The organism is Ruegeria sp. HKCCD6647-2 (genome assembly GCF_057221075.1).
The window spans coordinates 650,152-675,526 of record NZ_JBWVBD010000001.1 but is presented as its reverse complement, the minus strand read 5'-3'; the positions used below and the strand labels follow the sequence as shown (position 1 = coordinate 675,526).

Genomic DNA, 25,375 nt, shown 5'->3' with positions numbered 1-25,375 from the left:
GTGATGGACGCTGCCGCTACCACTACCCCCGCCGTTCTGATCCTTCTCGGCCCTCCGGGCGCCGGGAAGGGCACACAAGCGCGTATGCTGGAAGACAAGTTCGGGCTGGTTCAACTCAGCACCGGAGACCTGCTGCGCGAAGCCGTCGCTGCCGGAACCGAAGCGGGGAAAGCTGCCAAGGCAGTGATGGAGGCCGGCGATCTGGTCAGCGACGAGATCGTCATCGCCATTCTACGCGACCGCATGGCCCAGCCGGATTGCGCCAAAGGTGTCATTCTGGACGGTTTCCCGCGCACCACGGTTCAGGCCGAGGCGCTGGATGAGCTGTTGGCTTCGACCGGTCAAAAGATCAACGCCGCGATCAGCCTCGAAGTTGAAGACACGGAAATGGTGACCCGTATCTCGGGCCGCTACACCTGTGCCGGCTGCGGTGAGGGGTACCACGATCAGTTCAAGCAGCCTTCGGTAGACGGCAAATGCGACAAATGCGGCAGTACCGAGTTCAAGCGTCGAGCGGACGATAATGCGGAAACCGTGGCCTCGCGGCTGGCGGCCTATCACGCGCAAACCGCTCCGTTGATTGAATACTACCAGGCTCAGGGCGTGCTGAAAGGCATAGACGCCATGGGTCAGATCGATGACATCGCCCGCGACCTGCAAGATCTTGTGGGCGAAGTCATGAGTTAAGGGGGAGGAGAAAAGCCCCAAGGCTTTGATCCTAAAACAGAATACTTCAAGGGACCCGCCTTGGCGGACCGGTGGAGTTTTGCCTGACGCCAAGCCGGCGTTCGGCACAATCGAGAAGCGGCCCAACGCCCTGGAGGAAACTGGCAGCGGGCCGCCAAACGAGGAAGCGAAGGAGGAACCCGCGATGGCGGATAATTCGACTAACTCCGCGCAGACTGCCGACGCCGATAAGGGCTATTGGCAGGCCAACCTGCGCCTCATTTACATCAGCCTCGCGATTTGGGCGCTGGTGTCGTTTGGATTCGGCATTCTGCTGCGTCCGATGCTGTCCGGCATCGCCATCGGCGGGACCGACCTGGGCTTTTGGTTTGCTCAGCAGGGATCAATTCTGGTCTTTCTGGTGCTGATCTTCAACTACGCCTGGCGCATGAACAAGCTGGACACTGAACACGGCGTGGACGAGGAGTGATCAGCATGGACCAGTTTACCATCAACCTGCTGTTTGTCGGCGCGTCTTTTGCGCTGTACATCGGCATCGCGATCTGGGCCCGTGCGGGGTCCACATCTGAATTCTACGCCGCCGGTCGCGGCGTTCACCCGGTCACCAACGGTATGGCGACAGCGGCGGACTGGATGTCTGCGGCCTCGTTCATCTCGATGGCGGGCCTGATTGCCTTTACCGGCTACGACAACTCGACCTTCCTGATGGGTTGGACCGGTGGCTACGTGCTGCTGGCCCTGCTGCTTGCGCCCTACCTGCGCAAATTTGGCAAGTACACCGTCTCGGAATTCATCGGCGACCGTTTCTACAGCCAGACCGCACGAGTCGTTGCGGTTGTCTGTCTGATCGTTGCGTCGGTCACCTACGTGATCGGTCAGATGACCGGCGTGGGCGTGGCCTTTGGCCGCTTCCTTGAGGTGTCGAACACGTCCGGTCTGCTGATCGGTGCTTGTGTCGTGTTTGCCTACGCGGTGTTCGGCGGGATGAAAGGCGTGACCTATACACAGGTCGCTCAGTACTGCGTGCTGATCACCGCCTACACCATTCCGGCGATCTTCATCTCGCTGCAGCTGACTGGCACCCCGGTTCCGGCGTTGGGTCTGTTCAGCGATACGGCCAGTGGTGAGCCGCTGCTGACCAAGCTGGACGCAATCGTAACCGAGCTGGGCTTTGCTGACTACACAGCGCACCATTCGAACACGCTGAACATGGTGCTGTTCACGCTGTCGCTGATGATCGGCACCGCCGGTCTGCCGCACGTGATCATGCGCTTCTTCACCGTGCCGAAAGTGTCTGACGCCCGCTGGTCTGCTGGCTGGACGCTGGTGTTCATCGCGCTGCTGTACCTGACCGCCCCTGCGGTTGGCGCAATGGCCCGTCTGAACATCACCGACATGATGTGGCCCAACGGCGGCATCGACGGTGGCGCTGTCTCGCTCGAGGAGATCGACAATGATCCGCGCTACGACTGGATGCAGACGTGGCAGAAAACCGGTCTGCTGGACTGGGAAGACAAGAACGGCGACGGCAAGATTCAGTACTACAACGACAAGTCCGAAGCCATGCAGGCAATCGCGGAAGAAAAAGGCTGGGTCGGAAACGAGCTGACCAAGTTCAACCGTGACATCCTGGTTCTGGCCAACCCTGAAATCGCCAACCTGCCGGGTTGGGTGATCGGTCTGGTGGCTGCCGGTGGCCTTGCGGCTGCCCTGTCCACGGCGGCGGGTCTGTTGCTGGCGATCTCGTCGGCTGTGTCCCACGACCTTGTGAAAGGCGCGATCAATCCGTCGATCTCTGAAAAGGGAGAGCTGCTGGCGGCGCGTATCGCCATGGCCGTAGCCATCGTGGTCGCAACCTATCTGGGTCTGAACCCACCGGGCTTTGCGGCGCAGACGGTTGCTCTGGCCTTTGGTCTGGCGGCGGCCTCGATCTTCCCGGCGCTGATGATGGGGATCTTCTCGACCCGCATCAACAACACCGGCGCGGTTGCTGGTATGCTGGCTGGTCTGACCGTGACGCTGGTCTACATCTTCCTGCACAAAGGTTGGCTGTTCATTCCGGGCACCAACTCGTTCACCGATGCTGACCCGCTGCTGGGTCCGATCAAGTCGACCTCGTTCGGCGCAATCGGTGCAATGATCAACTTTGCAGTCGCATATGTTGTTGCCGGTATGACCAAAGAGACTCCGCAGGAGATCGTGGAATTGGTCGAAAGCGTACGCATTCCCCGTGGCGCGGGCGCAGCTCAGAATAAATGAGCATGATGCGGCATATGGTTAACTTCCATATGCCGCGTTTTTCGATCTACTGTTCCCGCCCGGCATCCCACCGGGCGGGATTTTTCAACCAGAGACCCGGAGACACCTGATGCCCCTGTCCCATGACGAAATCACCCGGTTTCTGAAATCCGTGCATCCCTATGATGCCCTGCCCCATGAGGTGCTGGACGATCTGGCCAAACAGATCGACGTCTGGGAAGTTGACGAAAATTCATCTGTCTACGAGATGGGCAATGCCCTGCCCGGCGTGTTTGTCATCTATGAAGGACAGGTGGAAATCAGCGATGAAAACGGCGCTGTCGTGTCTCATCTCGGGTTGCGCAATTCCTTTGGTGAGCGGGGGCTGCTCAAGGATGGCAAAGCCGCGACACACGCGCGCGCTCACACGCCGGCGGTTCTGATTGTGCTGCCGCCTGATTTGGTGAAGAACCTGATTGACGGGCATGACGTAGTGTCGAAGTTCTTCAATCGCACACGCGGCGAACGCAGCGGACCGCAAAGTCTGGCTACCACGGCCATTGACGTGCTGATGGCGCATAACCCTGCCACCTGCCCGCCGAATACGCCTATTAGAGAAGCGGCTCAGATGATGCGAGACCGTCACATATCGTCGCTTTGTGTTACCGACGGCGACGCGCTGTTGGGTATTGCCACGCTGCGAGACATTTCGGGAAAATTCGTTGCAAACGGAATGCCCAGCGATACCCCGATTTCAGACATCATGACGGCAAATCCAACGACGCTGTCCCCCACGGATATCGGGTCGGATGTCCTGCACGTCATGATGGAACGCGGTATTGGCCATATTCCTATTTCCGAGGGTGGTAAACTGGTCGGCGTGGTAACCCAAACTGACCTGACACATTACCAGGCTGTCAATTCGGCAGAGCTGGTGCGTCGGATTGCCAAAGCAAACTCGGCCGAGGACATGGCTCAGGTGACGGCGGAAATCCCGCAATTGTTGGTACAACTGGTTGCCAGCGGCAATCGGCACGAGATTGTGACGCGCCTGATCACCGACATTGCCGACACCGCCACGCGACGTCTGTTGGCACTGGCCGAGGAAAAGCTGGGTTCGCCCCCGGTGCCCTATCTCTGGCTGGCCTGTGGCTCGCAAGGGCGGCAGGAACAGACCGGCGTATCGGATCAGGACAATTGCCTGATGCTGGATGACAGCGTGTCTGAAGCTGACATGGGCTATTTCGCGAGCCTCGCAAAGTTTGTCTCGGACGGGCTGGATACCTGCGGGTATTTCTATTGCCCCGGCGACATGATGGCGACGAACCCGCGATGGTGTCAGCCGGTGCAGGTCTGGCGCGATTATTTCCAGGGTTGGATCGCGAAACCCAACCCCGAGGCGCAAATGCTGGCCTCGGTCATGTTCGACCTTCGTCCCATTGGCGGTTCGTTTGATCTGTTCACCAACCTGCAGGCTGACACGCTGGCCGCTGCCAACGCGAACTCGATCTTTGTGGCACATATGATCTCGAACTCGCTGAAGCACACGCCGCCGCTGGGACTGCTGCGCGGCTTCGCCACCATCCGCTCGGGCGAGCACCGCAACACGCTGGACCTGAAGCACAACGGTGTGGTGCCGGTTGTCGATCTGGCGCGCGTCTACAGCCTGCAGGGCCAACTGACCGAGGCAAACACCCGTGCACGTCTGAAGGCTGCCGAAGCGGCGGGTGTTCTGAGCCATTCTGGTGCTCATGATCTGCTGGACGCCTACGATCTGATCGCAGAAACCCGGCTGGAACATCAGGTCCGGTTGGTCAAATCCGGCGATAAGCCGGACAATTACCTGCCACCATCCGAATTATCGGACTTTGAGCGAAGTCATCTGCGCGATGCCTTCGTCGTAGTAAAAACGATGCAATCCGCAGTTGGTCACGGCAAGGGAATGCTGGGCTAAAACGCGGTTGAAGAACGGAGAGACGACATGTTTCTGGAATTGATCGGCACGGTCTTTGCTGGCTTTGCCTTTGCCGGCATCGTCATGTTGGTAAACAAGCTGACCGGGGGCCGGTTCCCCAAGTGGGCCGCGCCTGTTGCAGCAGGTGTCGGCATGATCGCCATGACCATCTCCAGCGAATATTCCTGGTACGACCGCACCCGTGATCAACTGCCTGAAGAATTGACCATCGTGCAAGAGGTCGAAAGTCGCGCGTTCTATCGACCCTGGACCTATGCCGTGCCTTTCGTCGACCGGTTTGCCGCCATCGACACGGTATCGGTGCGCACCAACGATAACGTGCCGGAACAGCGCCTGGTCGACCTCTATTTCTTTGGCCGCTGGGCTCCGGTCTCAAAAGTTCCCGTCGCCGTGAACTGTGCGGAAAACAGCCGGGCCAATCTGGCAGACGGTGCCGAGTTTGCCGATGACGGCCGTTTATTGAATGCCGACTGGATTTCCGCCGGCGCCGGCGACCCGGTTGTCGAGGCGACCTGCGGGGTGTGACACGGATGAACCACCTCAGCTTTCGCCTGCGGATCTTTCTGTTCTTCTGCCTGTTGGCTGTTGGCGGGCTTGTGGTCAGCTCGGCCGCACTGTGGTTCAGCTACACACGGGTCGAAGACCCGGATCTGGTCGATGCCTACATCTTTGCCGAAATCCTGATTGCCTTTGGTTTCCTGGGATTGGTTGTCGGGGTCTGGCTGTTGTTTGACGATAATGTCGCGAAGCCAATCGAACGCCTGTCTTCTCAACTGCGCGCCCGTGCACATGCGGGCGTCAGCACGGAACTGGACCTGCAGGCAGCGCGCTATCTTGGCGATCTGGCTCCCGCCGCAGCGGGGCTTGCGGATCAACTGGCCGAAAACGCGATGAACACTGCCCAGGCAGTGGCCGCAGAAACCGCGCATCTGGCCGCCGAAAAGCAGCGCCTGACAGCCCTGCTGACCGAAATCCCGGTCGCCATGTTGTTGGCCGGGCCAAAGCACCAGATTGTTCTTTATGATGCGCAGGCGGCCGACGTTCTGGCGCAGATCGCGCATCCCCGTCTGAATGCCTCTCTGTTTGATTACCTCGAAAGCACGGGCCTGACCGACTCGTACAAGGAAATGATCAAGACCGGGATGGAGGTCGAGTGCGCGTTGACAAGTGTCGACGGGCGTCAGACTTATTCGGCCCGCATGAAGCCATTGGGCAACGCACCGGGCTATATGCTGATATTCGACGAAAGCGCCGCGCAAATGCGGCCCGAAGAAGCGCGTCCACTCGTGTACAACTTCGACCTGCTCGACACCGCAGCCGACGCCGCCTTCGAGCATCGGACGGTGTCAGATCTGACCTTTGTCGTCTTTGATACCGAAACCACCGGGCTGCTGCCGCACAAGGACGAGATCGTGCAAATCGGCGCGGTTCGGGTCGTGAAAGGTAAGATTGTCGACGGCGAACAGATCAACACTCTGGTCAACCCGGGTATCCCCATTCCACCAGCGTCAACGAAAGTGCACAGGATCAACGATGCCATGGTTCAAGGTGCGCCTGACATAGTCGAAGCCGGACGCAGCTTTCACCAGTTTGCGCGTGACGCGGTTATCGTTGCCCATAACGCGCCGTTTGACATGGCCTTTCTGCACCGGCACGCGGCCCGGATGGAGGTCGAATGGACCCACCCGATTCTGGACACCGTCCTGTTGTCCGCCGTGTTGTTTGGGGCCAGCGAAACGCACACTCTGGATGCCGTCTGCGAACGTTTCGACATCACTATTCCGGAGAACCTGCGACATACTGCAATGGGTGATGCGGTGGCGACCGCCGAGGTGCTGGTTTGCATGCTCCCGATGCTGACGGCCCGGGGCATGGTCACTTTTGGCGATGTCATCGCGCAAACCCGCAAACACGGGCGATTGCTGGAAGACCTGAACTAACCAAAAAGATGTAACCTCTACCGAGCTTTTCGTGGACAATCCCGGCATGGCGTGGCACCTGAGACAGGCCCAGTGAACGAGCGTGCGATGACCGAAAAGACCTTTACGCCCAGCCCAGATCAAAGCATGGCCTTCCGCGAGGCCCTGGGGTGCTTTGGCACCGGTGTCACGGTGGTTACGGCGCATACGGAAAACGGTCCACACGCGATCACCGTCAACTCATTCTCGTCTGTTTCTCTGGACCCGCCGCTGGTGCTTTGGTGCCTGGCCCGCGACTCGCACCGGTTCAATACCTTCAGCACCTGCCAGACGTATTCAATCCATGTCATGGCGCAGAACCAGCAGGATCAGGCGTTGAAATTTGCCCGCGACGGATTGGATTTCTCGCACGCGGATTGGCAGCTGGATGATGCCGGGCGCCCGCAGCTGGCAGGTTGCCTGGCCCGTTTCGACTGCAGCCTTCACAACTGCCACGAGGCCGGGGATCACCTGATTCTGGTCGGTCACGTCGACAAGGTCATGTACCGAAAAGGCCAGGGGCTTATCTTCAAGCGCGGTCAGTTCGGCGGGTTCGCAGATCTGTTCTAAGGGCTATTCGTCCAAAGACCCATGCACGGCCAGCGCTTCCAGTTGGGCATCCTGCGGAGCGATCACACGGAACGCCTCGTGTACCCCTGCCCCGGTCAATTCGCGCGACACGGTCAACAATGTGTTCGGCGCGTGGTCTTCGCACAATTCCGACATATGCGCCAATTCTGCCTGAGCCACATCAATCGCAGCCTCGACCGATGGTGCGCCGTAAAACTGCACGAAGTGCTCGGCCAGATACCGGGTGATCTGTTCTTGCTCAGCCGGTTCTATTTGGGTCACGGCCACGAAAGTCGCACGTCCAAAGGTCTCCAACCCCAGCCATCCGTTTGCGAAAGCCTGCCGCGCCTTGCCTTCAAGATCGCCCTCGCCCCAATTCGAAAACTCGAACCCGCCCGAGATGCACCACTCACCGGTGCGGGCCGGCGAGTGGAAGACGTTCATATCGCTTTCATCGAAATGAATGGCACGTGCGAGTTTCATCTCGTGTCCTCCAGCAATTCCGTCAGCGGGCGCAGATGTGTTTCTGCACCGTCGCGGATCAACATACCAAACCGCTCATCGGTGCCAAGGAACACGCCTTGCCCATTGATCGGCTCGCCAACGCCGCGCAGCAGACCCATCCATTCGGCATGCAGCGGCGCGTTGCCGTCCTCCTGCCAGCGGTTGAGCCAGGTCAGCATATGGCGCGACCAGCTTTCGACCAGGTGCGGGGCAGATACGTCGGCGCATCCTTCGTCGTAAAGGGCTGTGACGTCCGGTGCCTCGCCCGGCGCGTCGCTGGTCTGCAACAAGGCAAGTTCCCAACCGATCACCAGCCAGTCCGGCATCGCGTCTGGCGCATTGTTCGATGCAACAGCGCGAAACCGGCCGCACCGCGCACCGTTAACGCATATCAGCCCATCCCAGCCCAGATGCACAGCAACCTCAGGCGGCGCGAGTGCGCCAAGTGCGTTCTGAAATCCCACGGCACACAGTGGCAGCATCGCCATGGCGTCGGCCAGTGGAACCTCGGGCGCAAACACGATGGCGACCCTCAGGCGATCGGCCTGAATGGAATAAACAACGGCGCCAGAGTCGCAGCCCAGCGCTGCCATGGCCTGCGCCCGGTCGAATGGGTCCTCCCCACCCTGAACCGGATGGCCCGTCAGCAAAGGGGGAAAGACCGGTTCGCTCATGCGTAATCTTTGGAGATCATGTCGCGGGCAATCTTTCGGAAGGCCTCGGCCTGCGGCGTGTCGGGCTTGCTAACCACAATCGGCGCGCCACCATCTGCCGCTACCCTGATGTCCAGATGCAGCGGAATTTCACCCAACAATGGAACGCCCAGCGCTTCAGCCTCGGATGCAACGCCGCCGTGACCAAAGACGTGTTCCTCATGCCCGCAGTTCGAGCAGATGTGGGTGGACATGTTCTCGATCATCCCGACGATGGGTGTCTTGAGCTGGTTGAACATGTCAATCCCCTTGCGGGCGTCGATCAGCGCCACGTCCTGAGGGGTCGAGACGACGATGGCGCCGTCCACCTTGAACTTCTGGCTCAGCGTCAGTTGCACGTCGCCGGTGCCGGGCGGCAGGTCCACGATCAGCACATCCAGTGCGCCCCACTGAACCTGGTTCATCATCTGCTGAAGCGCGCCCATCAGCATCGGGCCACGCCAGACGACCGCCTGTCCTTCGTTGGTCATCAGACCCATCGACATCATCGTGACACCGTGGTTGCGCAACGGCAGAATCGTTTTGCCATCCGGGCTGGCCGGACGTCCCGAGACGCCCAGCATCCGAGGCTGCGACGGACCGTAGACATCCGCATCCAGCAGTCCCACACGCCGTCCTTCGGCAGCCAGAGCACAGGCAAGATTTGCCGATACGGTGGATTTGCCCACACCGCCCTTGCCCGAAGCAACAGCGATGATCCGGTCCACACCGGGAACGGCCTGTGGCCCGGTTTGCGACGGCTTTGGCTTCGGCTTCAAATCCGGCGGTGCCTTGTCCGAATGCGCCGTCATCATGGCCGAGACCTTGGTCACCCCATCCACCATCTGCGCCGCCTTTTCGGCAGTGGCACGAACCGGTTCCATCTTCTCGGCTTGTTTAGGATCGATCTCCAGCACAAACCGCACCGTGTCGCCATCCACGTTCAACGCGCGTACGATGCCGGCGCTTACAATGTCCTGACCGGAAACCGGGTCGGTGATCTTTTTCAGGTTCGCCAGAACTGCGTCACGGATGCTCATGCGCCCTTCCCCTTGATCGGCCCGGTGGGGGCATTGCGTATCGACAAAAATCCGTCGCCGCTCATTGCATGTGTCTCCGTCTGATTCAGTTCATTTGACGCATTTGACCGGTGCCCGTTAGGCTGGGCCATGCGCTTTGTCCTCTTGTGCCTGAGCCTGACGCTCTCTGCCAGCCCTTCCTTGTCGCAGGAGGCGCTTGGGCTTGCAGCCCCTGACGAAGTATCAAGCTCCGGTCTTTTGCAACATATCCTTCCGCGCTTCTCTCTCAAGACCGGGATACGCGTTGTCGCAGAAGAAAACGGAGAAATGTCGTTGTCTCCCGCACCGCCCGGCGAACCTGTTTTTGCCCGAGACGGCGTTGTCTACCACTTGCGGACCGAAGACAATGCGCGCCAGATCCGGTTTCGCGATTGGTTGTTGTCCGATATCGGAAAGCGCACGGTCGAAAGTTTCACTCCACCGCAGGGCGCGCCGTTCACCGCAAGTTTTGAGATCGCTGCGGTCGTGGAAAAGGAAAACGTCGACGGCGATGTGACCTTAGGCGAAAAACTGTCGATGACCCATTGCGGCAGATGCCACGTGATCGGACCGCAAAACCGGATGAACGGGCTGGGATCGACCCCGTCCTTTGCCGTCCTGCGCGCGATGCCGGACTGGTCCGAGCGGTTTCAGGCCTTCTTTGCCCTGAACCCGCACCCTGCCTTCACCCAGATCAAGGACGTCACCCCACCGTTTGCCATAGACCGGCCCTCACCTATCCATCCGGTCGAGATGACGATGGACGACCTGGAAGCGATCCTCGCCTTCGTCGCCGCCCTCAGCGCTGCCGATCTGGGTGCACCTTTGCAGTTTCAGTGATCCTTGCGCTTTGAAAAATAATCTTCGGTGGTCACAACGGGCGGCCTTGGTTTCGATGTAAATGGATTGTCCTGACTATGGAACTGCGCGTTCACACGGCAGTTGTCGCACATTTGGATCATCCTTGCCTGTTCCGACGTGGCAAACATAGGATGCGTGCCCGAGAGTTTCTCCATGACCCGTTCGACGGTCGATTTCACTCCGAACAAGGCGCCACATTCAATGCATGCAAAAGGTTCTTCCTCATTCAGCACCCGTTGCGATAGTGCTGCGTCACTCAGGTCAAACTGTGGCACCAGTGTTATGGCCTGTTCCGGACAGATTGTGCGACAGAGGCCGCACTGCAAGCAGGCATCTTGTTGAAAATTAAGCTGCGGCTTGTCCGGGTTGTCAATCAACGCACCCGATGGGCAAAGGGACACGCAGCTCAGGCACAGGGTGCAGGTGTCCGTGTTCACGGCGATTGCGCCGTAAGGAGACCCTTCGGGCAAGGGCAACGGTGCTTCAGCCCCCGGATTCAATGCTTGGGCTGACAGCCGTGCGATTTGTCGCCGGTTGCCCAGCGGCAAGACAGGTTCCGTCAAAGGTGACGGCATGTCCTGCGCGTAAAGAATGTCTGACATCGCATCGGGGTCGTCGACGTCAATCAGGCTCAGTGCCGCTTCCCCGGCAATGGCCTGCGCCAGTGGCAATTCCCGGTTCAGCGCATCGCGTTCGGTTTGAGGAGACAGCAGAACATCCACGCGTGCAAATCCATGCGCCAAACCGGCCAGCATTTCCGCATGCCCGAACCCCGACACACCATTCAGTTCCAGCGGAATGACATCGGCCGGTAAACCCCGGCCAAACCGCGCCGCCATCCGGATCATCTCGGCCCCATGGCCGTCATGAACCAACAATCTCGGTGCCGCCCCACCCGCGCGGCGGTAGGTGCGGGCCAGGATATGCATCCGCGACAAGACGGACGAGACCGGCGGGTCTTCGTATGTGATTGCCGTCGAGGGACACAGGGCGGCGCATTCCCCGCAGCCCGCACAGATCATGGGATCAATCGCAACATGCTCGCCCGCAGGCGTTATCGCTCCGGTCGGGCAGACGTTCAGGCAATTGGAACACGCCACCTGCTCGGCCCGCGAATGGGCGCAGAGGGATTCGTCCAACCGCACGTAAAGCGGTTTTTCGAACGTGCCGACGAGTTGGACGGCTTCAAGGGCCATTTTCGCCACAGCAACCGCGTCGCGAGGATCCGCGCGAAGATAGCCTTCGCGCTTCTCCGGCGCAGAGACCAGAGGCGTGTCACCCGTCAGGTCGACAATAATATCGCAGCGTGACGTGGCGCCGTCCCGGGGTGCGCTCCACCCAAAAGCACCGCGCCCGCCGGGCTCTAACTGCTGAACCTGATCCAGACGTAGGACGAAGCCGCCCAGCGCGCCCGTTAAGTCGCGCAGCCGGCCACGCACGACATCATATGCGCGGCTCATCGGTTCGGCCGCATCTGTGACCAGAACAGTGACAGCCAGACTATCGGAAAGGAGATCGGCCATTTCGAATGCAACGTCGCCCGGTCCGATGATGCAACATGTGCCTTCGCTGATCACATCGACACTGGGGGTTTCGGGCCGAGGCAGCAGAGCTTCCGCGGCGAGGGCCGCCATTTTTGGCGTAGCTTCGCCGCCTTGTTCGGACCATCCCGCCCGATCGCGTAAATCGACAAAACCCGGCAGATCAACATCCAGCTCCTCCGCCAGCTCGCTGAAAACCTGCGTTTCTTGTCCGCAGGCGATCACCGTGGGTTCACCTTGCTGCAACAGGTTCGCCGCCACCTCCAACTCACGCGTGCATAGGGCCGTGTGCACCCTGGTGCAGGTAGTCCCGCAGGCCGAAGAAATCGCATCGGGGTTCAAAGATTGCGTCCCCGCACAATCGCATAGCAAAATCTTCACCGCCATCGTTCTCCCCGCGCAATTACCCCATCCAATGCAGATTAGACCTTATCCGGTTAGTGGCAATGCGAAGGTGGCGAAGAAACCCGAATTTATGCACTATTTTTCATCACGCCTGGCCTCGCTCATCAGAACAGGAGACAAAAACGAATAAATAATTAGTGAACGCGACCTATCCCTGCCTGTGAGGTCTTGGCACGTGACCGTATTGTGTACCATAGTACATCACAGAAAAGGCAGGGGAGAGCCTTTTCGGGGAGGAAGCGTGGCCAAGGCCGCAAGTCAGATCGAAATGCCGATTGGCGTCATCGTACGCAAAACGCCCGGGGTCACTCGCTGGGCAAAGTGGAACTGGCGTGCCGTAGCTGCGTTACCCGGTGCAGGGCCTGCAGACTGGCAGGAATTGCGCCGCGAGGGTGAGGCCGTGGAATACCATGCGGTCACCCTGCCCCTTACCCTTTGGGCAGATGAGACCGAAGCCTACATGGTAAACCTTTCAGATGGGCAGCCCTCAATCTATCTGGTCCTGCGGGATGAGTTGGACGGAGATACTCCGCTGAACGCCGTTCTGATCACGGCTTCTCCATTCGAAGGTCAGGATTACGCCGATACCGGTGAAGAGATCGTCGAGAAGATCCCCATGAGTGACGGGCTCATTGCCTGGGTGCGAGATTTCACCCTGCAGCATCACCGGGATGAGGTTTTCGTCAAACGTCGCCGTGACAAGAAGTGCGTTGATCTGGTCGAAGACGGCCGCGGGGATGCTCGCATCCGGCAGGCAACGGACGTCTATCGCGCGCCGCGGAGGGTCGTGCAATGACCGAAGCCCGCGATTTCTGGTCCCGCCGCAAGGCCGCCGTTCAGGCCGAAGCTCAGGCTGATCGCGAAGCCGTCGAAACGCAAGCGCTGTCCGCCCAACAGGCCGAATTGGAAGAAAAGAGTGATACTGAGATTCTGGCTGAGCTGAACCTGCCAGACCCCGACCAACTGCAAGTGGGCGACGATGTCTCGGGCTTCATGGCAAAGGCCGTTCCCGACCGTTTGCGTCGTCGCGCCTTGCGTCGTCTATGGCGGTTGAACCCGGTTCTGGCAAATGTGGACGGCCTGGTCGACTACGGCGAGGACTATACGGACGCCGCCTGTGTTATCGAGAACCTCCAGACTGCCTATCAGGTCGGTAAAGGGATGTTGACCCATGTCGAAGCCTTGGCGGCCGAAGCGGAGGAAGTAACGCCGGAAGACGAACCCGAAGCGCCGGATGCCGAACTGGAACCGGAACTGGATGAAGACCCAGCACCCGAACCTGTTTTGGTTGCCGAAGCGGAGGAGCCGGACGAGGCCGGACTGCCCCCTGCCCCGCGCCGCATGAAATTTGAATTCGAAGGATAACGTATGAACGCAGATAACGCGCCAAATCTGGATGTCTCGGCCGAGGATCGCCTGCGCGCGGATTTTTACAACTTTCTCGGGCTGCTTCTGGCGACCCCGCCTGATCAGATGCTGCTGGATCAGGTATCCGGTCTGACCGGCGACGACACCGATCTGGGTCAGGCCATTCAGGCCATGTCCCGCGTGGCCAAGGTGACCAAGCCAGCGGCGGCAGAGCGGGAATTTAACGCGCTTTTCATCGGGCTGGGACGAGGTGAGTTGCTGCCCTATGCCAGTTTCTACCTGACCGGTTTCCTGAACGAGAAACCTCTGGCCCAGCTGCGCAATGACATGGCCGCGCGTGGGATCACTCGGGCAAAGAATGTCTATGAACCCGAGGACAACATCGCATCCTTGATGGAAATGATGGCGGGGACGATTATCGGCCGCTTTGGCGCCCCTGCCTCACTGGAAGAGCAAAAAACGTTCTGGAACAAGCACATCGGCCCGTGGGCCGCACATTTCTACTCGGATTTGGAAGCTGCCGAAAACTCGGTCCTTTATGCATCCGTCGGTACCGCCGGACGCATTTTCATGGAGATCGAGAGGGAAGCGTTCCGGATGACGGCAGTGTGATCCGCTGCCATTCGCCAGCGTCTGAACTGACGCTACTTCGCAAATGGGAAAGGAGGAACCCATGAGCAAGACCAAGGAAGAAGGTGCCACGCGCCGTGACTTCCTGAAACTGGCCGGAACCGCAGCTCCCGCTGCCGTCGCCGCAGCCAGCCTGACCGGGAAAGCCGAAGCGGCCGAATCGCCGACGGATGAAACCCGCATTCAGGATACCGCGCACACGCGCGCCTACCTCGACAGCGCCCGGTTCTGACCCGGACGATGTCACTAACCGACGGACGGTTGCGATTGGCCCTGATGTCGGCACCAGCAGTACCAAGCCAGCCATGGCTTACATGGCGAGCAAGGGAGGAAGGAAATGCTTAGGAAAAAGACCAACGGGGTTGCGAGACGCCCCCAGCGGACAAGTATCCTGTCCCAAATCGGCGAGAAAACCGTCGATCGCCGCGCATTCCTGCGTGGCTCGGGCCTGACGATCGGCGGCCTTGCCGCGATCAGCGCCACGGGTGGAACCGTAACGCCAGCCAGCGCCCAGACAGCGGCGAACACCGCCGTTGAGAATATCAAATCCGTATGCACCCACTGTTCGGTCGGCTGTACTGTCGTCGCCGAGGTGCAGAACGGCGTCTGGATCGGGCAGGAACCCGGTTGGGACAGCCCGTTCAATCTGGGTGCGCACTGCGCCAAGGGGGCCTCGGTCCGCGAGCACGCCCACGGTGAGCGCCGCCTCAAGTATCCGATGAAAAAGGAAGGTGGCGAGTGGAAGCGCATCAGCTGGGAAGAGGCGATCAACGAGATCGGCGACGGCATGATGAGCATCCGCGAGGAATCCGGGCCGGACAGCGTGTACTGGCTGGGTTCGGCGAAGCATAACAACGAGCAGGCCTATCTGTTCCGCAAGTTCGCCGCCTATTGGGGCACGAACAACGTGGACCATCAGGCCCGTATCTGCCACTCGACCACTGTTGCGGGTGTTGCGAATACATGGGGCTACGGCGCCATGACCAATTCGTATAATGACATCCATAACTCTCGGGCCATCTTCATCATCGGCGGCAACCCGGCCGAGGCGCACCCCGTCTCGTTGCTGCATGTTCTGCGCGCAAAGGAACAGAACAACGCCCCGCTGATCGTCTGCGACCCGCGCTTTACGCGCACCGCAGCGCATGCGGATGAATATGTGCGGTTTCGCCCCGGCACAGACGTTGCGCTGATCTGGGGTATCCTGTGGCACATCTTCGACAACGGATGGGAGGACAAAGAGTTCATCCGCACCCGTGTCTGGGGCATGGACCAGATCCGCGAAGAAGTTGCCAAGTGGAACCCGGATGAGGTCGAACGCGTCACCGGCACCCCTGGCTCGCAGCTGAAGCGTGTTGCACGCACCATGGCCAACAACCGTCCCGGCACAGTGATCTGGTGCATGGGTGGTACGCAACACACCAACGGCAACAACAACACCCGTGCCTACTGCGTGCTTCAGCTTGCGCTTGGCAACATGGGCACCTCGGGTGGCGGCACAAACATCTTCCGTGGCCATGACAACGTGCAGGGCGCGACGGACCTTGGTGTTCTGTCCCACACTCTGCCTGGTTACTACGGCCTGTCGAACGGCGCATGGGCACATTGGAGCCGTGTCTGGGGTGAAGATGTCGATTGGCTGAAAGGTCAGTTCGCCACGATCAAGGACAAGGAAGGCAAGGACAAGCCGCTGATGAACGAACGCGGCATCCCGGTCTCTCGCTGGATCGACGGTGTTCTGGAAGACCCGGCGAACATGGATCAGGACAACAACGTCCGCGCCATGGTCTTGTGGGGTCATGCTCCGAACTCGCAAACTCGGGGACCGGAGATGAAAACGGCGATGGAGAAGCTGGATATGCTGGTCGTGATCGACCCGTATCCCACTGTCTCGGCCGTTCTGCATGACCGCACCGATGGCGTTTACCTGTTGCCCGCCTGTACGCAGTTCGAAACCCGTGGCTCGGTCACGGCATCTAACCGGTCGCTGCAGTGGCGTGACAAGGTGGTGGATCCGCTGTTCGAAAGCCTGCCGGACGAGGTCATCATGGCCAAGTTCGCCAACAAGTTCGGCTGGGCGGATCGGTTCTTCCGCAATATCGAGATGGACGACCCGGAAACCCCGAATGTTGAAAGCATCACGCGTGAGTTCAACTCGGGCCTCTGGACCATCGGCTATACCGGTCAGTCGCCGGAACGTCTGAAAAGCCACATGGCCAACCAGCACACGTTCGACAGAACCACGCTGCAGGCCATTGGCGGCCCGAACGACGGCGAGTACTACGGTTTGCCCTGGCCCTGCTGGGGAACACCGGAAATGGGTCATACGGGGACACCAAACCTCTATGATATGTCCAAACCGGTGGCCGAAGGCGGCTTGACCTTCCGCGCCCGTTTCGGCGTGGAACGCGATGGCGACAACCTGCTGGCCGAAGGGGTCTATAGCGTTGGGTCGGAAATTCAGGATGGATATCCCGAATTCACGATGCAGATGCTGATGGACCTTGGCTGGGACGGTGACCTGACGGCCGAGGAACGCGCGGCCATTGACGCCGTTGCGGGACCAGAGACCAACTGGAAAACCGACCTTTCGGGCGGCATCCAGCGGGTCGCGATCGAGCATGGCTGTGCGCCCTTCGGGAACGCCAAAGCCCGCGCGGTCGTCTGGACCTTCCCGGATCCGATCCCACTGCATCGCGAGCCGCTCTATACCAACCGGCGCGATCTGGTGGAGGACTATCCGACCTATGAGGACCGTCAGGCCTATCGCCTCCCCACCCTTTATGCTTCGATCCAGAAGAACGACTTTTCAAAGGATTACCCGATAATCCTGACGTCAGGTCGTCTGGTCGAATATGAAGGCGGCGGTGAGGAAACCCGATCAAACCCGTGGCTGGCCGAGCTGCAGCAGGACATGTTCGTCGAGATCAACCCGCGCGATGCCAACAACCTTGGTATTCGTGACGGGCAACAGGTCTGGGTCGAAGGTCCCGAAGGCGGCAAGGTCAAGGTGATGGCGATGCTGACCAACAGGGTCGGTGCCGGTGTGGCCTTCATGCCCTTCCACTTCGGCGGCCATTTTCAGGGCGAGGATCTGCGGCACAAATATCCCGCAGGAGCCGATCCCTATGTCTTGGGCGAAAGTTCCAACACCGCCCAGACCTATGGCTATGACTCAGTGACCCAGATGCAGGAGACCAAAGCGACTCTCTGCAAGATCTCGGCAGCGTAAGGAGGACGATTAATGGCTAGAGCAAAGTTTCTCTGCGACGCTGAACGCTGCATCGAGTGCAACGCCTGCGTCACCGCGTGCAAGAACGAGCACGAGGTCCCATGGGGCATCAACCGCCGCAGGGTGGTGACGATCAATGACGGCAACCCGGGCGAACGCTCGATCTCGGTGGCCTGCATGCATTGTTCGGATGCGCCCTGCATGGCGGTGTGCCCGGTCGACTGCTTCTATCAGAACGAAGAAGGGGTCGTCCTGCACTCCAAGGACCTGTGCATCGGTTGCGGCTATTGCTTCTATGCGTGCCCCTTTGGCGCGCCGCAATACCCACAGGCTGGTAACTTCGGATCGCGCGGCAAGATGGACAAATGTACCTTCTGCGCCGGCGGCCCCGAGGAAAACCACTCGACCGCAGAGTTCGCAAAATACGGTCGCAACCGGATCGCCGAGGGCAAACTGCCCATCTGCGCCGAGATGTGTTCCACCAAGGCCCTGCTTGCCGGCGACGGCGACGTGGTGTCAGCCATCTACCGCGAACGCGTCGTTGCGCGCGGGTTTGGCTCGGGCGCCTGGGGTTGGGGCACGGCCTACGACCAGAAGGACGGCTAAGACCGTTTTCTTGAACCAAACAGGCGACCCGCAATCGTGGGTCGCCTGATCAGGGATTTTGACCGAGGTTCAGATGTTCCGCCTTTTCATCGCTTTTCTGTTCTCGCTAGGGATGACTCAAGCCGCTCTGGCCCAGTCAGAAACCCCAGCGCCGCCCCCAGACGAACGCGCCGCGACAGGAGGCGCGACGACTTTGGAAGATATTCTGGCCCGACAGCGCGGCGAGAAGGTGGACAACAGCTATCGATCCGAAAACACCGGGCAAGGCAATGCAGAGGGTCTGCTGGGCCAGCTTGGAACGCGCGGTGTCGCCTCGGACAGCGATGTGTACCGCGCTCTGCGCTACGGTTCCGCTGATGTTACCGTCTCGTCCAAAGGGCCTGCGGCCAGTGTTTTGATTCAGGACGGTGGAATGTGGTGGTTGAATTTCCGCACGGGTCCGTTGCGTGAATATGGTACATACATTCTGGGCGGAATGCTGGTTGTCTTGCTTCTGTTCTTCCTGATCCGGGGGAAAATCCGGATCGACGGCAACAAGACGGGACGCACAGTTACCAGATTTTCCGGTTTTGAGCGGTTCGGACATTGGTTGTTCGCTGGCTCTTTCCTGATCCTTGGCCTTACCGGGTTGCTGACCCTCTATGGGCGCGATTTCCTGATCCCGATCTTCGGCAAGGAAGGCTTCGCCACCATCGCACAAGCGTGCAAATGGCTGCATAACAACCTTGCCTGGGCCTTTATGCTGGGTCTGATCATCATCACGGTGAACTGGGTCGCCCATAACATACCGAACCGCACTGACCTTCGATGGCTTGCAGCCGGAGGAGGCCTGTTCACCAAAGGCAGCCATCCACCCGCCAAGAAATTCAATGCCGGGCAAAAAATCATCTTCTGGCTGTGCATCCTTCTGGGTGTCTCGATCAGCCTTTCCGGCCTGTCACTGCTGTTCCCGTTCGAGATGCCGTTGTTTGCCAAGACCTTCTCAATCGCCAACGCGACTGGCCTTCCCCAGATGCTGGGCCTGAACCTGCCGGTGCAAATGTCGCCGCAGGAAGAAATGCAATACGCGCAAGTCTGGCACGTGATGATTGCCTATGTTTTCATTGCCATCATCATAGCCCACATCTACCTCGGCTCGGTTGGAATGGAAGGTGCGTTCGACGCTATGGGCTCCGGCGAAGTCGAGGAGCAATGGGCGCGCGAGCATCACGCGCTCTGGCTGGAAGAGGTGCAGGAAGACGAGGCCGGCAAGAGTGCGGCTTCGCCCGCAGAATAAATGCGCACTCTGCTGTGTGTTCTGGCGTTGCTGCCTCTGCCTGCATCGGCCGAATTCTATACCCTGAAGGGGCATGGCGGCCCGATCATGGGGATCGCCACCTCGTCAGATGGGCGAATTGCGACGGCCAGTTTCGACAATTCGGTCGGTATTTGGTCCGAACGCAAACCCGAATGGCTGGAAGGCCACGAGGCAGCCGTCAACACGGTCGTTTTCAACGGAACAGCAGTCTACTCGGCTGGTGATGACTTTACCTTGAGGCGCTGGCCCGGCGGACAGGTCGTTGGACAGCACGCGGGCAAAATTGTCGAAATCGCCGCGTCCAAGACCCATGTCGCAACAGCAAGTTGGGACGGAACCATCGGAGTTTGGTCCATCGACGGCTCCGATTCCAAGTCACTCGGCCCAACCGGCAGCGGTGTGAATGCGGTCGTCTTCTCGCCAGATGGGTCGCAACTGTATTCGGCTGGCATGGACGGGGCTCTGCGCCTTTGGGACGTGAGCACCGGGCACGAGCGCGAAAAGTTGGTCGAGCACGGATTCGGCATCAACGAACTTATTCTGAACCCGCATGACAATTGGATCGCTTACGGGGCCGTTGATGGCGTCACCCGAATTCGCGATCTGACGACCGGAGAGGAACGAGACTTTACCCTTGGACGTCGTCCGATCCTCGCATTGGCGCTCAGCCCGGATCGTCGGATGCTGGCCGTGGGAGATGGCCAAGGGTACATCATGGTGATTGACACGGCAGACTGGCGCATTGCACAGGATTTTAGGGCAACGCTGCGAGGGCCGGTCTGGGCACTGGCGTTTTCAACCGATGGTCAGAATATTCACGCCGGAGGTATCGATGAAGCAATGTACAGTTGGCCTGTTGCTTCGCTCGGGGACCATACACAGATGGCCTCGGACCAACCGGAATTCCTGAAGCAGCCCGAAGAGATGGAGAACGGCGAACGGCAATTCGCCCGCAAGTGCTCGATTTGCCATAGCCTGACCCCCGACGGACAAAGGCGGGCGGGTCCTACTTTGCATGGAGTTTTTGGGCGACCGGCGGGTTCCGTGGCGGGATATTTGTACTCGGACATCCTGCAAGACTCTGATATCATTTGGGATGAAGACACGATAAACGCCCTGTTCGATGAAGGACCGGATCACTACATTCCGGGGTCAAAGATGCCGATGCAGCGGATCACGGCCCCTCAGGACCGGATCGATCTGATTGCCTTTCTGCGGCGCGCCACAGCGCCCGAGGACTGAGCCGGAGGAGACTATGAAAGCCTTTCTTGCCGCCGTCGCAGCGATGGCAGTGATAACCGTCGCAGCCCCCTATGTGCTGAACCAAATTGGTTTCAGCGCGGCGGATGCGGGCACAGGTTCGGCTGTGCGTCTCGACTGAATGTCCCAGTATCTGACCACCCGTGAACTGGCCGATCTGCTGCGCATCGGCGAGCGGAAAGCCTATGACCTCGCTTCCTCGGGTGAAATCCCGTGCGTTCGGGCGATGGGTAAACTGCTTTTCCCCAAGGCCGAGATCGTTGCCTGGCTGAACGCGTCCCGATCCGGGCCACAGGTCGCCGAGCCGCCGTTGCCGCCAATTGTTGCAGGCAGCCATGACCCCTTGTTGGACTGGGCATTGCGCGAAAGCGGGTCGGGGCTGGCGACTTACTATGACGGTTCGTTTGATGGGCTCAACCGATTGAATGACCGCAATGCCCAGGCTGCGGCACTTCACATCCACGAAAGCGACGGGTTCAACACACAATCCTTGCGCGATGCCCTTGGCGAGGCGCCAGTAGTTTTGTTCGAAGTCGCTCAACGTCAGCGAGGTCTGCTGCTGGCGCCGGGTACTGATGGCATTTCAGGTTTTCAGGACCTCAAGGGTCGCAGAGTTATCCTGCGGCAGGACAGCGCCGCCAGCCAGCACCTGTTCGACGCCCAGCTTACGGCAAATGGGCTGAGCCGCGCCGATCTTGACCCCCTGCCCGACTGTGCCCGCACCGAAGAGGAACTTGCCACTGCTTTGCGCGACGGCAAGGCCGAGGCCGGTTTTGGTCTGGGCGCCCTCGCCCGGTTTCATGGCTTAACCTTTGTCCCCACCCACATCGAAAGGTTGGATCTGGCCATCTGGCGACGCGCGTATTTTGACGCGCCCATGCAAAAGCTCCTGAGCTTTCTGCAAAACGACCGCTTTTTGACCCGTGCAACAGAACTTGGCGGGTACGACATCAACGGGTTGGGCCAAATCCATCACAACGGCGCAAGTGGCTGATAAACTCTGTAGCTGCCAAAGCTTTCAGGCAGCGTGCGGGGGAACAGGCCCCGGTCACTGCGCGTTCGGGAAAAACAACTGTTCTCCGTCAAGGCTGTAGGACGCGATTGCATCCTGGCCGTCAGGCCCGGTCAACCAATCGATAAACCGCTGCCCAGCCGCCGCCCGGACACCGGCGTGCTTTTCAGGGTTCACAAGGATCACACCATATTGGTTGAACAAGCGTGGATCGCCTTCGATCATGACATCCAAAGCGCCTTTGTTTCCGAAAGATTGCCACGTCGCCCGGTCGGTCAGCGTATAAGCCCCCATTCCACTGGCGACGTTGAGCGTGGCGCCCATTCCCGATCCCGTCTCGCGATACCAGGTGCCGGATGCTCCGGTCGGATCGACGCCAGTCGCGGCCCAATGGCTCATCTCGGCCTTATGGGTTCCACTGTCATCCCCGCGCGAGGCAAACGGAACCTCGGCCTGCGCAATGGCTGTCAGTGCGGCCACAATATCATCGCCGCCATAGACCTTTGCCGGGTCAGACTTCGGACCGACAAGGACAAAGTCGTTATACATCACATCCAGACGTTCAACGCCCCAGCCATCGGCGACAAACTGTTCTTCGGCCGGTTTGGCATGAACAAGAAGAACGTCCGCGTCTCCGTTGATCGCATTTCGGATCGCCTGACCCGTACCGACGGCAACCACGCGGACATCTATCCCAGTCTCGGCCTCAAACCCCGGCAAGATGTAATCCAGCAAACCGGAGTTCTGTGTCGAAGTCGTCGATTGGACAACGATGAACGGTTCTTCGGCCACAGCCTGCACAGCTGCTAGGCCAAGCGCGATCATGACAGCGCTGAGTGTTGCGCGGAACATCGATTTCTCCGTGTGTTTGAATTACGTGACCAACCCGCCAGCCAGATATCGGCGTGCCGCCGGGCTTGACGGCTTCTCCAGCACCTGTCGGGCCGCGCCGTGTTCGACCACTTGCCCACCTTGCATCATCACCACATCGTCCGCCAATCGGCGGGCTTGCCCGATGTCATGCGTCACCATCACAACCCGCACACCACGCTCGGAAGCCCGCAGGATCATGTCTTCGATCTTTTGCGTCGCACCAGGGTCCAGTGCACTGGTTGGCTCGTCCAAGAACAGCGTCTCGGGCCCGGTTGCCAGCGCGCGCAGAATAGCCAGCCGTTGCGCCTCGCCCCCTGACAACGATCTCGCGGCCTGACGCGCTTTGTCGTCCAGCCCGCCTTCGAACAATGAGTCGGCAATTTTCAGTTTTCGTTCCGCGCGAGACAGCCCCCGACGCTTCAGAACAAAATCCAGATTTGCAGCGACCGACCGACGCAACAACACCGGGCTCTGAAACACCATGGCCTGTCGCGCCTTGTGATCCGCGTTTAACGGCGTGCCGTTCTGCAGCACTTTTCCACGACCCGGCGAAATCAGGCCGTGCAGGCACCGCAGCAAAAGGCTCTTGCCTGACCCGTTTGGACCTAGGATCAATGTCGGACCGGGTCCATCCAGCATCAGCCGAGGGACATCCAGCAAAATCTTGCCCTTACGCGCGATGCGCAATCCCTGAACCTCAAGCCCGTCAGAAATGCCGGTTACCAGATCACGCATGACGCAACCCCTCTTGCTCGGCACGCAGGCTCAAGCTGCTGACCAATGCGTTCACGGCTATGGCAATGCCAATCAGGATGGCCCCCAGCGCAAGCGCCAGTGCCAGATTGCCCTTGGACGTTTCCAGTGCAATCGTCGTCGTCATCACACGTGTGACGTGGTTGATATTCCCGCCAACGATGATCACCGCGCCGACCTCTGCGATCGCGCGCCCAAAACCGGCCAACAACGCAGTCACCAGCGCCAGACGGGCATCCCACAGCAGGACCGGAACCGAGGCCAGACGGGACACGCCCAAAGACCGCAACTGTTCGGCGTACTCCTCGGCGAGCAACTCGACCACCTGCCGAGTCAGAGCAGCAATGATCGGAGTGACCAAAACCACCTGAGCGATAATCATGGCGGTCGGAGTGTAAAGCAGTTCCAGCACACCCAGCGGGCCCGAGCGCGACAGCATCAAATAGACCAGCAGGCCGACAACCACCGGAGGGAACCCCATCAAGGCGTTCATCAAAACGATCAAGACCCGCCGCCCCGGAAACCGGGAAACCGCCAAGGCAGCGCCAACAGGCATCCCGATCAAGGCCGAAATCAGGACTGCAAAGATGGAAACTTCCAGTGACAGCAGCACAATTGCCCACAGCTCTGAGTCGCCATTCAGGATCAGAGTCAATGCCGAGCTGAATTCAGTTGCAAATCCCTGCATTTTCTACCGTTGACAAAGCATTCTGCGTGAAATGCCATAAATTTCAGAATAATACTAACCTGTTTCCACACCAAGTACAGGAACATTTCCGACATCTGAAATGAGAAACGCGGCCCACATTCGGGGCCGCGTTCCCTGGTCCTACTGGGGTCGCTATCAGTTCAGCGCAGCATCCGTAATCTGATGAGTCCAGGCGCCGTCGGGCTGCTTGGTAATAACAGGGTCAGAGCCGCCTGCCAGCAATGTCTCGACCGTACGTTCGAAATCCGCAGGATCAAGCGCGCCGTTTGAACCGGCCGTCAGCTTGGCAATTTCACCCATCATGCGTTTCTGGTGCTCTTCGGTCTGGGCGCCGGTTGCGTCGTTTTCAAGAACGATGTCGGCCGCCTCATCCGGATGCTCCTCGGCGTATTTCCAGCCCTTCATCGAGGCGCGGACAAATCGCTCCATCTTGTCGACAAAGGCGGCATCGCCCAGGTTTTCTTCCAGAACATAAAGACCGTCCTCCAGCGTCGCGACGCCCTGGTCTTCGTATTTGAAGGTGACAAGTTCGTCCGGGCTGACGCCCGCGTCAATGACCTGCCAGTATTCGTTGTAGGTCATGGTACTGATGCAATCGGCTTGACGTTGCAGCAGAGGATCTACGTTAAAGCCCTGCTTCAGGACTTCGACGCCGTTATCGCTCTTGCCGCCTGTGTCGATGCCAAGTTGACTCATCCAGCTCATGAACGGGAATTCGTTGCCGAAGAACCAGACCCCCAAGGTACGGTTCTTGAGGTCTTCGGGAGTGGAAATACCGGCGTCTTTCCAGCAGGTCAGCATCATGCCCGAGCTTTTGAACGGTTGCGCGATATTGACCAGCGGCAGGCCCTTTTCGCGCGCCGCCAGCGCGGCTGGCATCCATTCCACGGTCACGTCAGCGCCACCGCCAGCTATCACCTGTGTCGGCGCGATATCTGGACCGCCCGGCAGAATGGTGACGTCCAGCCCTTCTTCTTCATAGAATCCCTTATCCTTGGCCACGTAATAGCCTGCGAACTGCGCTTGAGTGACCCATTTCAATTGCAGTGTCACCTCGTCCGCTGCCAGCGCCGCGCTGGCTGCCAGGCTAAAGGCGGCAACCGCCCCGCTGAGTAGCTTGTTCATCTTCATTTCTCCTAGTTGCTT

26 protein-coding genes are annotated in these 25,375 nt (G+C 59.5%); 18 read left to right on the top strand and 8 right to left on the bottom strand.

The annotated features are described in order from the left end of the window. The first annotated feature begins 3 nt into the window (after positions 1-3). The 7 genes from AC2TDJ_RS03245 to AC2TDJ_RS03215 all read left to right on the top strand — a co-directional run bounded on the left by AC2TDJ_RS03245 (position 4) and on the right by AC2TDJ_RS03215 (position 7,428). On the top strand, positions 4-687 hold the full coding sequence (locus AC2TDJ_RS03245; protein ID WP_480839182.1) for an adenylate kinase: 684 nt from the start codon (positions 4-6) through the stop codon (positions 685-687). 184 nt (positions 688-871) lie between these two features. Further along, positions 872-1,156 carry a DUF4212 domain-containing protein gene (locus AC2TDJ_RS03240; RefSeq protein WP_480840208.1) on the top strand — a complete coding sequence of 95 codons (285 nt, stop codon included), beginning with the start codon at positions 872-874 and terminating at the stop codon, positions 1,154-1,156. A gap of 5 nt (positions 1,157-1,161) precedes the next feature. Beyond that, positions 1,162-2,946: a sodium:solute symporter family protein gene (locus AC2TDJ_RS03235; protein WP_480839180.1), complete on the top strand. Its 1,785-nt coding sequence runs from the start codon at positions 1,162-1,164 to the stop codon at positions 2,944-2,946. A 109-nt stretch (positions 2,947-3,055) separates the two neighbouring features. Further along, positions 3,056-4,879 (top strand): DUF294 nucleotidyltransferase-like domain-containing protein, encoded by a 1,824-nt coding sequence (locus AC2TDJ_RS03230; RefSeq protein WP_480839178.1) that lies wholly within the window; start codon positions 3,056-3,058, stop codon positions 4,877-4,879. A gap of 27 nt (positions 4,880-4,906) precedes the next feature. Then, a complete protein-coding gene (locus AC2TDJ_RS03225) occupies positions 4,907-5,425 on the top strand; it encodes a hypothetical protein (protein WP_480839176.1) in 519 nt (172 codons plus the stop codon). A gap of 5 nt (positions 5,426-5,430) precedes the next feature. Beyond that, positions 5,431-6,840 carry a 3'-5' exonuclease gene (locus AC2TDJ_RS03220; protein WP_480839174.1) on the top strand — a complete coding sequence of 470 codons (1,410 nt, stop codon included), beginning with the start codon at positions 5,431-5,433 and terminating at the stop codon, positions 6,838-6,840. A gap of 87 nt (positions 6,841-6,927) precedes the next feature. Then, positions 6,928-7,428, top strand: a complete 501-nt coding sequence (locus tag AC2TDJ_RS03215; protein ID WP_480839172.1) for a flavin reductase family protein — start codon at positions 6,928-6,930, stop codon at positions 7,426-7,428. Positions 7,429-7,431: 3 nt separating this feature from the next. On the opposite strand, the gene AC2TDJ_RS03210 is transcribed toward AC2TDJ_RS03215, so the two are convergent. Genes AC2TDJ_RS03210 through AC2TDJ_RS03200 form a run of 3 tightly spaced genes read right to left on the bottom strand, consistent with a single transcriptional unit; the run spans position 7,432 to position 9,664 of the window. Further along, complete coding sequence (locus AC2TDJ_RS03210; protein ID WP_480839170.1) at positions 7,432-7,911, bottom strand: DUF6505 family protein; 480 nt, start codon at positions 7,909-7,911, stop codon at positions 7,432-7,434. Then, positions 7,908-8,606, bottom strand: a complete 699-nt coding sequence (locus AC2TDJ_RS03205) for a biotin/lipoate--protein ligase family protein (RefSeq protein ID WP_480839168.1) — start codon at positions 8,604-8,606, stop codon at positions 7,908-7,910. Before AC2TDJ_RS03205 ends, AC2TDJ_RS03210 begins: the two co-directional genes overlap by 4 nt. Continuing rightward, on the bottom strand, positions 8,603-9,664 hold the full coding sequence (locus AC2TDJ_RS03200) for an Mrp/NBP35 family ATP-binding protein (RefSeq protein WP_480839166.1): 1,062 nt from the start codon (positions 9,662-9,664) through the stop codon (positions 8,603-8,605). The genes AC2TDJ_RS03205 and AC2TDJ_RS03200 overlap by 4 nt, the downstream gene beginning before the upstream one ends. Positions 9,665-9,793: 129 nt before the next feature. On the opposite strand from AC2TDJ_RS03200, the gene AC2TDJ_RS03195 reads away from it, so the two are divergent. Then, positions 9,794-10,522: a c-type cytochrome gene (locus AC2TDJ_RS03195; RefSeq protein WP_480839164.1), complete on the top strand. Its 729-nt coding sequence runs from the start codon at positions 9,794-9,796 to the stop codon at positions 10,520-10,522. On the opposite strand, the gene AC2TDJ_RS03190 is transcribed toward AC2TDJ_RS03195, so the two are convergent. Beyond that, positions 10,516-12,471, bottom strand: coding sequence for a 4Fe-4S binding protein (locus AC2TDJ_RS03190; protein WP_480839162.1), 1,956 nt, complete (start codon positions 12,469-12,471; stop codon positions 10,516-10,518). The genes AC2TDJ_RS03195 and AC2TDJ_RS03190 overlap by 7 nt on opposite strands. A 259-nt stretch (positions 12,472-12,730) precedes the next feature. On the opposite strand from AC2TDJ_RS03190, the gene AC2TDJ_RS03185 reads away from it, so the two are divergent. From AC2TDJ_RS03185 to AC2TDJ_RS03140, 10 genes are all read left to right on the top strand, one after another. Next, a complete protein-coding gene (locus AC2TDJ_RS03185) occupies positions 12,731-13,285 on the top strand; it encodes a DUF3305 domain-containing protein (protein ID WP_480839160.1) in 555 nt (184 codons plus the stop codon). Then, a complete protein-coding gene (locus tag AC2TDJ_RS03180) occupies positions 13,282-13,854 on the top strand; it encodes a DUF3306 domain-containing protein (RefSeq protein ID WP_480839159.1) in 573 nt (190 codons plus the stop codon). Before AC2TDJ_RS03185 ends, AC2TDJ_RS03180 begins: the two co-directional genes overlap by 4 nt. A gap of 3 nt (positions 13,855-13,857) precedes the next feature. Next, positions 13,858-14,469 carry a TorD/DmsD family molecular chaperone gene (locus AC2TDJ_RS03175; protein WP_480839157.1) on the top strand — a complete coding sequence of 204 codons (612 nt, stop codon included), beginning with the start codon at positions 13,858-13,860 and terminating at the stop codon, positions 14,467-14,469. Positions 14,470-14,530: 61 nt separating this feature from the next. After that, a complete protein-coding gene (locus AC2TDJ_RS03170; RefSeq protein WP_480839155.1) occupies positions 14,531-14,719 on the top strand; it encodes a ubiquinol-cytochrome c reductase iron-sulfur subunit N-terminal domain-containing protein in 189 nt (62 codons plus the stop codon). Positions 14,720-14,824: 105 nt separating this feature from the next. Continuing rightward, a complete protein-coding gene (locus AC2TDJ_RS03165) occupies positions 14,825-17,719 on the top strand; it encodes a formate dehydrogenase subunit alpha (RefSeq protein WP_480839153.1) in 2,895 nt (964 codons plus the stop codon). A 12-nt stretch (positions 17,720-17,731) separates the two neighbouring features. Next, complete coding sequence (gene fdh3B / locus AC2TDJ_RS03160; protein WP_170742543.1) at positions 17,732-18,325, top strand: formate dehydrogenase FDH3 subunit beta; 594 nt, start codon at positions 17,732-17,734, stop codon at positions 18,323-18,325. Between the two features lie 73 nt (positions 18,326-18,398). Then, positions 18,399-19,601 (top strand): formate dehydrogenase subunit gamma, encoded by a 1,203-nt coding sequence (locus AC2TDJ_RS03155; RefSeq protein ID WP_480839150.1) that lies wholly within the window; start codon positions 18,399-18,401, stop codon positions 19,599-19,601. Beyond that, complete coding sequence (locus AC2TDJ_RS03150; protein WP_480839148.1) at positions 19,602-20,864, top strand: c-type cytochrome; 1,263 nt, start codon at positions 19,602-19,604, stop codon at positions 20,862-20,864. It begins immediately after the preceding gene. Positions 20,865-20,877: 13 nt separating this feature from the next. Continuing rightward, on the top strand, positions 20,878-21,003 hold the full coding sequence (locus tag AC2TDJ_RS03145; protein WP_480839146.1) for a hypothetical protein: 126 nt from the start codon (positions 20,878-20,880) through the stop codon (positions 21,001-21,003). Beyond that, a complete protein-coding gene (locus AC2TDJ_RS03140; protein WP_480839145.1) occupies positions 21,004-21,876 on the top strand; it encodes a substrate-binding domain-containing protein in 873 nt (290 codons plus the stop codon). 54 nt (positions 21,877-21,930) lie between these two features. On the opposite strand, the gene AC2TDJ_RS03135 is transcribed toward AC2TDJ_RS03140, so the two are convergent. The 4 genes from AC2TDJ_RS03135 to AC2TDJ_RS03120 all read right to left on the bottom strand — a co-directional run bounded on the left by AC2TDJ_RS03135 (position 21,931) and on the right by AC2TDJ_RS03120 (position 25,354). Beyond that, positions 21,931-22,746 (bottom strand): ABC transporter substrate-binding protein, encoded by an 816-nt coding sequence (locus AC2TDJ_RS03135; RefSeq protein WP_480839143.1) that lies wholly within the window; start codon positions 22,744-22,746, stop codon positions 21,931-21,933. A 21-nt stretch (positions 22,747-22,767) separates the two neighbouring features. Further along, complete coding sequence (locus AC2TDJ_RS03130) at positions 22,768-23,502, bottom strand: ATP-binding cassette domain-containing protein (RefSeq protein ID WP_480839141.1); 735 nt, start codon at positions 23,500-23,502, stop codon at positions 22,768-22,770. After that, complete coding sequence (locus AC2TDJ_RS03125) at positions 23,495-24,208, bottom strand: ABC transporter permease (protein WP_480839139.1); 714 nt, start codon at positions 24,206-24,208, stop codon at positions 23,495-23,497. Before AC2TDJ_RS03125 ends, AC2TDJ_RS03130 begins: the two co-directional genes overlap by 8 nt. 156 nt (positions 24,209-24,364) lie before the next feature. After that, the gene (locus AC2TDJ_RS03120) at positions 24,365-25,354 is read right to left on the bottom strand and encodes an ABC transporter substrate-binding protein (protein ID WP_480839137.1); all 990 of its coding nucleotides are present in this window, start codon (positions 25,352-25,354) and stop codon (positions 24,365-24,367) included. Positions 25,355-25,375 lie beyond the last annotated feature (21 nt).